This window comes from Enterococcus sp. LJL51 (assembly GCF_054871795.1).
Genome location: NZ_JBTXLW010000001.1, coordinates 71,450 through 84,431 on the forward strand (window position 1 = coordinate 71,450; position 12,982 = coordinate 84,431).

5 protein-coding genes are annotated in these 12,982 nt (G+C 40.0%); all 5 read right to left on the bottom strand.

Annotated features, from left to right (window positions below):
• Positions 1-10: 10 nt before the first annotated feature.
• Positions 11-1,135 (bottom strand): Nif3-like dinuclear metal center hexameric protein, encoded by a 1,125-nt coding sequence (locus ACYSNQ_RS00310; protein ID WP_426080763.1) that lies wholly within the window; start codon positions 1,133-1,135, stop codon positions 11-13.
• Position 1,136: 1 nt separating this feature from the next.
• On the bottom strand, positions 1,137-1,835 hold the full coding sequence (locus tag ACYSNQ_RS00315) for a tRNA (adenine(22)-N(1))-methyltransferase (RefSeq protein ID WP_426080765.1): 699 nt from the start codon (positions 1,833-1,835) through the stop codon (positions 1,137-1,139).
• Positions 1,836-2,156: 321 nt separating this feature from the next.
• Entirely contained in the window at positions 2,157-8,294 is a 6,138-nt protein-coding gene (locus tag ACYSNQ_RS00320; protein WP_426080766.1) for a SpaA isopeptide-forming pilin-related protein, read from the bottom strand.
• Positions 8,295-8,737: 443 nt separating this feature from the next.
• Entirely contained in the window at positions 8,738-11,374 is a 2,637-nt protein-coding gene (gene alaS / locus ACYSNQ_RS00325) for an alanine--tRNA ligase (protein WP_426080767.1), read from the bottom strand.
• Between the two features lie 454 nt (positions 11,375-11,828).
• Complete coding sequence (locus ACYSNQ_RS00330) at positions 11,829-12,932, bottom strand: DUF7278 family profilin-like fold-containing protein (protein ID WP_426080768.1); 1,104 nt, start codon at positions 12,930-12,932, stop codon at positions 11,829-11,831.
• Between the last annotated feature and the right edge of the window lie 50 nt (positions 12,933-12,982).

Consider the following 12,982-nt stretch of genomic DNA (forward strand, 5'->3'; position numbering starts at 1 on the left):
TTCATTGCTCCTATCTTAATTTAAATGGGTTTGTATCTACTGTTGATTCTATGACAGCCACATCCCAATTATAGTCTTTTTTCCACTGATTGAATAGTTTGACCAACTTTGAAACACAAAGCACTTCAATATGATGGCCTGGATCGATAACTGTCAGGCCCTCTGCCTCCATGTCGTGAGCGGTATGGTAATAAACATCGCCGGTAATATAAACATCTGCGCCTTTTTTCAATGCATCTGGATAAAACTTCTCTCCACTGCCGCCGCAAATCGCTATACGGCGAATCAGCCGTTCTTCATCTGTATCAGTGCCAATCAGCCGTAATCCATCAAGATTAAAGCTTTCTTTAACTCTTTCAATAAATGATTTTAAAGGGATAGCTTCTGTTAGCTCACCAATTCGCCCCAAGCCAAAATCCTTCGTTCTATTATCAATTTTGAAAATATCAAAAGCTGGTTCCTCATATGGATGAGCTTGTCTCATAGCCTTCACGACTTCAGCTTCAATCGTCTCAGGAAAAATTACTTCTATTTTTGCTTCCTGAACGCTTTCTTCCACCCCCACTTCGCCAATTGCAGGGTGTGCTCCTTCTACTGGTGTAAAACGTCCGGTACCAATTAAGGAGTAGCTCGTATTTTGATAGTTCCCCTGAAGTCCTGCTCCCGCTTTCCCTAAAGCTAACCTCATTTCCGACGTTGCATCGACTGGAACAAAAACAGCAAGCTTTTTATAATGAACCGTATGGGTTTTGGTTAAATATGTTGTATTTTCAATTGATAATTTCTCACAAAACCAATCATTTAAACCATTCTCTATGATATCTAAATTTGTATGCGCCGCAAATACAGCAATATCATGCTTCAAAAGGTCTGCATACATTTTTGTTTGAGGCTGGTCCAGACTCAGACGCTTGGCTGGACGAAAAATAGGCGGATGCTTAGCTATGATTAAATCCACATTCTTTTCGATTGCTTCTGCGACGACCTCTGGCCGAACATCTAACGTCACCATAATCGTAGATAATTCTTTATTTAATGTTCCAATATGAAGCCCCACTGGATCGTCAGCTTCAGCTAACCACTGCGGGCAATATGCATCAAAATATTGGATAAACTCATTTCCATTAAGTGTCACTTTAAAGCACCTCCCGAATTTGCTTAATTTCCTGCTTTAGCTCAGCAATTTTTTCCTGCTGATCAGTCTTTGAATTTTCCAGCTGCTTCAGGACATATTCCCGCTGTTTAACTTCCCGAGACCATTTTTTCAGGAAGATTTCTCCTTTTTTCTGAAGTAAAACAGGTCCGAACAACAGCTCATCCTCTGTATAGTCATGAAATGAAGTTCCTTTCTCAGCAACAATGATTTCATATATTTTCTGGTTTTCTTCTAAAATATCTTCTGCAAGAATTGTGTAGTCATGCAGCATTAGCCAACTACGCAGCCCCTTTTCTCCCACATTAGGCTGCAGAATCAATCTTTCGTTTCCATTTATTCTATTCGCCTTTCGACCCTTTTCTAAGATATCCCTAATCAAGATACCTCCCATACCGCAAATAGAAACTGCAGTGATTTGATCTTCTTTTTCGACCGCATCTAATCCATCTGCCAATCGGACAACAATTTTTTCGGTCAGACCGCTTTTTCGAACTTGGCTTACAGCTGACTCGTAAGGGCCTTTGACTACTTCACCTGCCACAGCAAATTCCAACTTCCCCTGAAGCATTAACGCCACAGGTAAATAAGCATGATCAGAGCCTATATCCGCTAGACGACTACCGACAGGAATAAGCGCCCCTACACGCTCTAAACGTTTTGATAATTGATTTTCATTCATTGTTTGATTCCTCCACCAAACATTATAACAGAGGTCTGTTCAGAAGTGTAAATTTCACCTGTATAAATCCTCCAAAAAATCTCTATAGCAAACAAAAATCTTTTTTATTAAACGTAGCGGATGGCACTGTCTTAGTCATTTGTTCATTGACTGAATAAACAGATGGTGTCCACTATCCATCTAATAAAATCTTTTGTAACATCAATATAGAAAAACTATTTCCAAACCTCAACAAGAAAATCACTGCTCCATTCAGCTGCTAAAAAAAAAAACGGACCGATGATTGACCAATCACCAGTCCATTTCTTATTTATTTAAAGTTTATCCTTTTTTGGATTTTCTATATCGGTAAACAGCTGTTCCTGCTGCTGCCGCAACAATCACTACTCCGGCATACAGCCAGGTATTATTGACTAAGGAGCCTAGATTAGCTAATCTACCTTTTGGTTTTGAGGTTGACGGATACATGGGATTGGATGGTTTTTCCGGTATTCGGTTGTTCTTAAATTGTCCCAGTTCTATCTGTTCAGGCTTATCTGCTGCGCTGGCAGAAACTGTGAATACTACGGGGTCCTTACTAAGTTGATACCCAGCAGGTGCTTTCGTTTCCTTCACAGTATATTCACCTGGCGCCAGATTAGTAAAATGAACCCGTCCATCAGCATCAGATACATAATCAGCCAGTTTACTACCATTTTTATCAAAGAGAGTGAATACCGCATCTGCTAAGCTTTGTCCTGATTCATTTACTTTAGTAAGCTGAGCAGCTCCCTGATAATTAACATAGGTTCCTGAAAAGAGACCGCCGTTTTCTATGGTTGGCGCACCAACTGCCTCCTTATCAATTGTAAAGGACAACGGATTTGTATTCTTGATAAAACCGGCCGGCGCTTCGTCTTCAATCAGCTGATAGCTGCCTGGAGCAAGTCCGGAACCACTAATAATCCCTAAATCATTAGCAGACAGTTCTGTCACTGAATTGCCTAAGAAATCAATGACCGTTTGTTTCTCCCCTGCTGCATTTTCAATGTGGAAAACTCCGCCTTTTAAAGGCTTATTGTGTTCATCAACTTTTTTTACTGCAAATTTCCCTTGATAATTATTGATATTACCTAAGGAAATGGTCAATGTTTCAGGTTTTCCTAACTGATTTTCAACAGTGAAAAAGATTGGTGTACGGTCAAGAATATAACCGTCAGGTGCTTTTGTTTCCACTAGCTGATACGTTCCGGCAGCAAAACCAGCAGCAAAGATTTTGCCATTCTCATCAGAAGTCAATTTATTCTCTATGGTTATTGGCGCACCGTCTGCATCAAAGATAGGCTGATCTGCCGTTAATGGCGAGCCATCTCCATTCAGTACGTCAAACTCTGCACCGGCCAATCCCCGAATCGGCTGATTGCTGCTTCCATCAATCTTCATTGCTTCAATTGAAACTTGATAGTTTGGCACGACTACAGGATCGATAACAGGATCATTTTCAGAATCTGGTGCGACGACAAAATAGATTGGCTGCGTGTTGATGATATAGCCTGCTGGTGCCTTTGTTTCAATAATTTTATAGCTTCCAGCCGGAAGACCTTCAATGTCGATTACACCGTCTTCACTAGCAGTCACCACTCGTACAGCTACTTCTTCGTTTTGATCATTAGAACGATAAATAGTGAATTCTGCTCCGGCAATTGTTTGAGCAGCTTCCCCTTCCTTCGTTAAAGAAATTTTTCCTTTAAAGTTTTGGAAGTCACCTAATTCCAATACCTCAGGCTGGCCTGCCGCAGCGTCCGGTACGGTAAAGTAAACAGGATAGTCATTAATAACATAAGGACGTCCATCATCGTCTAAAGGTGCTTTGGTTTCTTTAAAGTAGTATCTACCCGGTGCTAGTCCATCTATATGAACCAGCCCATTTTCATCTGACACAATCGGTGTAGAAGTAACTAATGTTCCACTTTCGTCATAAACAGCGAACTCAGCTCCCTGCAGCTTATCGCCTTGACCATTAACCTTGGTTAATTCCGCACTGCCAGTGTAGTTGACTGCCTGACCAACTGTTATCTCAGCCAGCTCGCCATTATTTTGAGCAACAACTGTAAATGAATAGGTTTCAGTATTCAAAATATAACCATCAGGAGCTTTCGTTTCTTTGAAATAATAATCACCTGGTGCCAGATGGTCAATTTTTACTTTTCCATCTCCAGCAGAAACTAAAGGAACTGTATTTACCTTTTGACCATTACTCTTATAAACATCAAATTCCGCTCCCGCCAGAACATCGCCTACTCCATTAACTTTTAGTAAAGAGGCCGCTCCTTGATAATTCACCGCTGAACCAACATCCACTATTTCAGGTTTGCCAGTAGCTTCTGAAGCTACGGTAAATGGATATTCTTTTGTATTCAAAATATAGTCTGTCGGTGCTTTGATTTCGACGAACTTATAGTCCCCGGGTGCCAGATTTTCTACAGTGATGACTCCTTGTGCATCGGAAATCAACGGAGTTGAATTCACTGCTTTTCCATTAGCATCTACCACATTAAACTGTGCTCCTGCTAATGGTTGTCCTTCAGCTGATACTTTTTGCAGCTGCGCTGCACCTTGATAGTTGGTCATGGTTAAATTCACCGTTGGTACCTGATTGTTTTCATTTTTTACAACAGTAAATTCAATTGGTGAAGCATCCAGCAAGTAGCCATCAGGAGCTTTTGTTTCAATCAATTGATAGATCCCGGGAAGCAGGCCATCTATTTCCAAAATTCCCTGACTATTTGTTGTCAACGTACTGTCCGCTGTCGCTGGCAGCCAAACATCGCCAAATTTTCTTTCCAGCTTGAACTGCGCTCCTGCTAATAAACTGCCGTTTTCACCTGTCTTTTTCAAAAATACTTTTGATTTCTGGTTGATAATTTGCTGCGGTTGGGCGGATACTTGGCTGGATTCTTGAGAAATCGTGATTACTCGTCCTGTAACTAAATCGTCTGGAATCGTATAACCATCAGGAGCAATCGTTTCAACCAGAAGATAGTCTCCCAGCTTCAAATTTCCAAAAGTTATTTTCCCGCTATTATCTGTATCTCCTTCACGAAGAATCTGTGTTTTATTGATGTCCCATAATTGGAAGTGAACACCAGGCAATATCATGTTCTTCTCAGTCGTTTTTTGAAGCGTAATACTTCCTTTTGTTCCAGAAGCACTTCCTCCGCTATGATCAATTTGAACAGTCACATTTTTGTTGATTTCCTGATGAACTATTTCAGATCCCGTTCCGTCAATTGTTGCTCTATTACTCACTGTATCTGTATTACCAGTAGCAGATGAGCTGATTAGAGAGCGGTATTCCATTACATAAGCTGTCTTAATTTGATGCAGAAAGCTGACCTGAATCTCCTGATCTCCCGTTGCATTATCTGTTATTAACTCCACCGAGTAGTCCACATCCTCAAGTAACGGCTTGCTATGGTCAACAGTCACGGTACCATCTGTGGCAACAAATGTTTCATAAAGCTTGATAGACTCTCTGTCAACCACTTGATTATTGGATGGATAGTCATGAACCACTACATCATCCAGTGTAGACTGACTTGGATTAATTGTTAAATCCCACAACATATAATTGGGGTCTGTAGTGTCCTGTTTTCCATTCTTTTGAATATGGGAACCGCCGTTTTTAATTGACACATTCCCTGTTACTTCACGGCTTTCATCATCATTTTTATAAGTCGCAACATTATCATAGGTATGAGCACCATTGACGACTTGACCTTCAACAGATGTCTTAAATTCAATGACATACGTTCGCTGAGTCGAAGGAAAATCAATGTGGAGGATATTTCCGTTATTATTCGGTTCCAAAATCGTTAGTCCGCCATCTTGTGTTACATCATTTTCTCTCACAACGGTTCCATCTGGTTCTGTAAACCCATCGTACACCTTAATTGAATTTGGAATATACTGCTGATTCCCAGTTATCGGATCATTCAAAAAGGCATCTATCAGTTGATTCTGACTTAGATTAACATTAATCGTCCAAGTAATCTCTTTTGTCTGAGCATTATATACACCCGATTTTTCTGCGTTGTATGAAAATCCCGGCAGCGGTTTAAATTCATTTTTATCATTGGAATCATGAGAATCACCATTATTGTCCTTCCACGTCACATCTACATTGTTTAAAAAATGGTCGAGTGACGGATTACGAGGATCGATGACACTAATATCAAAAATAGTCGTATAGTTCACTGTAAATGACTCACTGGTGTCTGCGTAATCGTTAATAAAGACAATATCAAACCCGTAATCACTTTTTCCGTCCAAAGAATTGACCGTTATAATATAATCTTCTCCTTCAACTAGCCTGTCGCCTGAAGAAGAATCAATAGTCAGCTGATAGCCTGGAACATCTCCGCCAACAGTAGCTAGTCTCATTCCAGGAACCGGATTAAACTTATCATGAACAGTTAAGTCGTGCATTGGATAGTGATTACCGTTGATTTCAAGAGAATATTTGGCGGTCTGACTACTGTAATTTACATCACCAAGTTTTTTAATGATATTCTGCTGAACAGCATTTCCGTTCCCGCCAGATTCTTCACCAGTATGAGTTTGCACTTTATTATCAACAGCCGTATCATCAGTGACCAAACCATTTACTTTTGTTTTGTATTCAATTTTGTAGGCCTGATCCACATCATGAGTAAACTGAACCACAAATCCGGAACCATTTGGATTGGGTACAAGCACATAATCTTCAGGCGAGGCCAAAGGCGTGCCTTTCTGCTCCTTCCCATCTGCTGAAAAAGTAATTGGATAAATCACAAGCGAATCATCTACAAGATCCATATTATCACTCATTGTATCTGTAATAACTGCGTCCGTCTGATTTACATGCTTTTCACCATAGTTGTAATCAATACTCCATGAAAACTCCTGATTTGACGGATTATAGCCTGTTTGATTTTTTGTTACCATCTTTCCGTATGTGGTCGTAACAGATGCTTCCGCAGGTATTTTTGTCGGATCATTATCATCTGATAAATTGGCCTGATTATTAAATTCCACAGGGCCGCCCTCATTTGGAATGGCATCATCATCGATAGTTGTAACATACTCCACGCGATATGCATCGGAAGTATCCCCTAAAATTGTAACATTGCCATTTTCATCGACTGTATATTGATCAGGTGCGGTTAACTCTTCTCCTACACGAGAAACTGTACCGTCAAGATTCATTACCAGCTTATAGACTTTAACAGAAGAATAGGTTAATCCATCCGGCCAGGTCTCAGTGACTTGGGGATTTGTCAGCTCATTCATTGCCTGATTAATATCCACAGTCCAAGTAACACTGCTAGGATTAGGTGTTTTATTAAACTTACCAGCTTTACTAATAGACGTATCTGTATTCGGCTTCACCGGAACTTCGATAGGAGGTAGATTATCCTCTGCTGGAAATGTCACTACTACATCTCCTGGCTCAGTAACGACGGTCTTATCAAAGATGCTCTCAAAATCAAATGTCCCATTGATATCTATTTCATCCGTAACATTCTCATTGAAAATCATTGTAACCTTACCATTTTCATCTATCGTATATGTTGCATACGTCTCACCATCTTCATTCTTTAAATCTCCACCTTGCGGCAGAGTCTTAACATCCAGCGGCTCCGGCAGGTTGAATTCAAAATAATCTCCTGGTTTAATTTGCTTACGAACATTTTCTGGTATTTCCCAGTCATAATGAATCACGACTGTTGTATCAACTGGAACAGGCGGTTGAATCTCGTTTCCTTCACTATCAAGATATTTTAGTGAAGAACCTGTCAAAATAGTTTTCGGCTCATCAGTAAAATATGTTCGAATATCTGTTCCGGCATCAGCTTTTGCTGCTTTGTCTGGACTATCCGAAGCTTCTGTAGTTTGTGTTGTTGATTCTTTTATTTCAGAACTACTGCTTTCTGTCGTTGCAGGTGTTTCTGATACCTCTGCCGCTGTACTAGAGGAGGACTCACTTGTGCTTTCCTGAATAGGAAGCTCCACAGAGACTTGCTGATTCTCACTGGTTAAAGCAAATGTACCACTAGCGTCTAATGCTTGCTTTTCGATAGAAAAAACAGCAGCAAACGTTCCCTGTGTCTTTGCAGGAATGGTTAGCTCAATTCCGTTTTCTCCAACAGTATAAGAAACCTGAGCACTTCCTGAAGCAATCCCAGCCCCTTGAGCCTTCAAACTGGCGGAAACTGCTGGACTTAATACTTTGGTCAGCGGTTCATCCTGTTCATTTGAGACATTTCCTGCTACTTTCAGCTCAACACTGTCTTGTGTTTCATTATTCACAGACAGACTGGACAGCGTTAAATCTGAACTGTTTGCTTTTGCCAGCTCTTGTGCAATAGCCGGTAACGGCGTCAGGTATTGTAAAAAAATAAGTACTGCCATGAAACTGTAAATAAGCCGATTTTTCATATTAAATTCCTCCCCTTACGACTTGGTTTCACTCCTTACTTTACAAAAAAAAATTTTTTTTTGAAAATATATTGATTTTCAATTTAGACATTTTCTAATAGTTGTATTAATTTATGATTTTTATCACGAAGTTATACGAAAAAAAGCAAAAAAAAAACAGTCATCATAGGTAACAGTACTGACTTAAAATTGATTCATTTCTTGATTCTTCTTGCTAATTTCTCAGCAATTTTTCAGGTTTATTATAATTAGAAAATTGAGATAAAAAATAGAGGCTGTGACATTAGTATGCCTCAGTCCCTTAAACCCGGATAAACGGTGTTTCAGAAGTAACTTCTTCGACAATAAGGCGGAAATTCGCAAAAATTTGTGGAACAATTTTCGGAATTTCCGCCTTATTGCTTGAAGCTGAACACTTCTGTCACAACCTCTATCTATTTTATTTATTTTTCCAGCCAAACAGCCACTTCACTAAGTGCTGCTGAAATACCAGCTGGATTTTTCCCTCCAGCCTGTGCCATGTCCGGACGTCCGCCGCCGCCGCCGCCAACTTTCGGAGCAATGACTTTGATTAAATCTCCGGCCTTTAGCCCTTTATCATTAGCATTTTTAGATATTGCTGCTAATAAACTCACTTTTTCGCCTTGAGCTGTCGCCAGAACCAATACATCAGAAAGTTCTTTTTGTTTCCACTGATCTGCTAGCTGACGCAGTTGATTCATATCCTTAACATTCACCTGAGCGGCAATATAGGTCGTACCATTAACCTCTTTGATATCCTTAAATACATCGCCAGCTTGTTGATTTGCCAGTTTTCCGGCTAACTGCTCATTTTCTTTCTGCAGTTCGCGCAGCTGCTGCTGAAGCTGTTCTGTTTTAGAAACAACTTCTTTTAGCTGAGGTGATTTCACAATTCCGGCAATCGCCTTCAGCTGCTGTTCTTCTTCATTCATCAGTTCATAGGCTTCTTTACTTGTCACAGCTTCGATTCTTCGAACCCCTGCCCCAATTCCAGATTCGGAAACAATTTTGAAAATACCGATGTCTTCTGTATTCGCCACGTGAGTTCCTCCGCAAAGCTCAATAGAGTAACCACCAATATTAACTACACGAACTTCTTTTCCGTATTTCTCGCCAAACAGAGCCATCGCTCCCATATTTTTAGCTGTATCAATATCCGTTTCAATCGTTTCCACTGGGATTGCTTCCCAGATTTTTTCATTAACAATTGCTTCCATTTGAGTAAGCTCTTCACTTGTCACTTGACCGAAATGGGTAAAGTCAAAACGCAGATGTCCCGGCGCTACCAGCGAACCAGCTTGATTTGCATGATCTCCCAGAATATCCTTCAACGCTCTATGCAGTAAATGTGTTGCTGTATGATTTTTCAAAATACGGCTGCGCATTTTCTTATCTACTTTCAGCTGATAGCTGTTGCCTTCAGTCAACTTACCTGTTAATTCCACAGTATGAAGAAACTGACCGTTTGGCGCCTTTTGTACATTCACAACGTGACCAACGATGCCGCTCTCATCTTCAATCGTACCATGATCGGCAACTTGTCCACCCATTTCAGCATAAAACGGTGTTTCCGCAAAAATCACCTGAACAGTTCCTTCAGAAGCTTCATCAATAATTTCTTCTTCTTTTAAAATAACCAGCAGCTTACTTTCAATTTGTAGATTTTCATATCCAATGAACTTGCTTGCTACTTTAATATCTGTCAATACGGCAGATTGAACACCCATAGAGAATTCTTTGCTGCGGGCAGAACGAGCACGTTCCCGCTGAATAGTCATCTCCTCTTCAAATCCAACATGATCAACTTTTAGTCCTTCATCTTCAGCCACTTCTTCTGTCAATTCTACAGGGAAGCCGTACGTATCATATAGCTTAAAGATATCTTTCCCACTCAATGTATCCTTATTAGAAGCTTTAACTGCTTCAATTACCTGGTTAAGAATATCCAGTCCCTCATTAATTGTTTCGTGGAACCGTTCTTCCTCTGTGCGAACTACTTTTTCAATGAATTCTTTGTTTTGCAGTACTTCCGGATAATAACTGACCATGATTTCTCCAACCACAGGTACTAGCTTGTATAGGAAAGCTTCATTGATTCCCAGCTTTTTACCATGCATAACTGCGCGGCGCAGTAACCGTCTTAAAACATAGCCCCGACCTTCATTAGACGGCAGCGCACCATCTCCAATAGCAAAAGCTAAAGCCCGAATATGATCAGAAATTACTTTAAATGAAATATCTGTCTGTGAATTCTCGCCGTATTTCGCTGACTTGCTTAGTCCTTCAACCGCGTGAATAATCGGCATAAATAAATCTGTCTCGAAATTGGTTGGTGCATCCTGAATGATAGATACCATCCGCTCAAGTCCCATCCCCGTATCAATGTTTTTATGTGGAAGTGGTTCGTAAGAGCCATCTGCCTGATGATTAAACTCCGAAAATACTAAATTCCAGATTTCCAGATAACGTTCATTTTCTCCACCTGGATAATTTTCCGGATCATCTTCAGCTACATCTAAAAAGTCTTCTCCCCGGTCATAAAAGATCTCTGAGTCAGGACCACAAGGACCTGCACCAATATCCCAAAAGTTATCCTCCACATCTACAACATGGTCTTCCGACAGCCCAACTTCTTCTAGCCAAATTCTTTTAGCTTCAGTATCTTTTGGATAGACAGTTACATATAATTTTTCTGGGTCAAAGCCAATCCATTCGGGAGAAGTCAAAAATTCCCAAGCCCAGTGAATCGCTTCTGTTTTGAAATAGTCTCCAATTGAAAAATTCCCCATCATTTCAAACATCGTATGATGACGAGCTGTTTTCCCAACATTTTCAATATCATTTGTACGAATAGATTTTTGTGCATTTGTAATCCGTGGATTTTCAGGAACGACCGAACCATCAAAATATTTTTTTAAAGTTGCTACTCCTGAATTAATCCAAAGCAAAGTAGGATCATTAACTGGTACTAAAGAAGCACTTGGTTCAATTGAATGATTTTTTGATTTGAAAAAGTCTAAATACATTTGACGGACCTGACTACTTGATAATTGTTTCATGCTATTTTCCCGCTTTCTTAATAAGTTATATACTTTGTTTCATGCGACTTTTACTTGTTAATCGATTTATAGCAGCTTAATGTACCAGCCTCTTTTGAACGCGCCGGCAGCAGAAGTGCTTCAGTAATTCAAGGTTTCACTCCGCTCTTAGCGAGCGGTCTGATGCTGTTCTACATCAGTTTACTCCGTAAACTGTGTAGAACATGCAAAAACACCATCGCAGTCAAGGACGACAAGTCGCGGTACCACCTTGATTGCAATGATGTTTATCATTACCTCTTAAGCTCTATAACGCGGAGTTGCGTCAGCATTTCTACTGAAATATTTCCAAAGGGAGCCAATCTGGTTATTTGTTGTTTTTCTCTCAGCTATGAAAAACTTTCTGTATACAAAGGGAACCACAAAGATGACCTTTAGATTTCTCCTCAAAGTATAAGGAATATCAGTAAAAAAGTCAATATTTATATGAATCTGTTTCAATCTTAATTGCCTTTCTATACAAATAAATATCCGGACTGAGAATCTGCTCTGCTTCGATAAAATGCTTTGGCTGATAGTAAGTGGATAACGGCAGAATATTTTCAATCAGTGATCCTTTTGGACGCTGTCGTTCCAGCTTCACCCCTTCTTTGGTCAGTTCGTATCTATTACTATGGTTATCAATGACAAGACCAAACATATTTGGCCCGTTTATCTTCTCAATAATCTGTCGCCCTGAGGTATTCGGCGGAACCAAAAGCTCGTTGCCCCAACGAAAAAGTCTTCTTGTACCAGCACCTGCTGCAAATTCCCACTGATCTTCTGAAAGCAAGTCAAAACCTTTCTGGTTCAATCTCCGCTTTAACTCCCCATGTGTACATTCCTGAATAGAATAGACCAGATATGAATCCGTTGTTGGTACAAACTCCAAATAATAGCGGTTCTTTTTATGAATAGATTTTGGAAATTCCCAGGAAATACTTTCCAGTGCAGACAAGGGCGGAAATAATTTCTCCGTAATCTCTTCTTCATAAGGAAGAAAGGCTTCCACCTCTCCTCTGAATGAACCAGTAACTGTGTTTAAAATTCCTAATATCGCTGCACCAGCCGGCAACGCATATTTTTGTACTAGCATTGGCGGTATCTGTTTCTTTCTAAGTAAACTTGTATGGTCATTTATATAGAGACTGATTCCTTCAAGACAAGTAAAATCATATGACTCCTCTGCTTCAATCCAAGCCGATGCATCTGCTATATCCTTTTGATTCAAGTCAGTTTTAAACGTGTGATTTTCCATATCTGATAAATCGGATCCCAACAATTCGTGACTACGTAAGCCTTCTGCTCCCAAGTCCCAACCGAGAATCGCCTCCTTGTTTCCAGGAATAAAAACAAAGGTCTCTCCATCTATCTCCAATTCAAAGGTTCGGCATTTGATGCCATACAGCTCAAAATCCTTTAAACGAATATCTCTTATTTCAGTCATTGGATGAACATGATAAAGTAATATTTCCTGAAATAATGACTGTTTCACTTTATCTGACAGCTTTTTCCAATTTATCCACTCTAATTGTTCCATGAACACTAGCAAGAACCTCCTCGTATTTCTCCTTCAAATCTGTTATTATA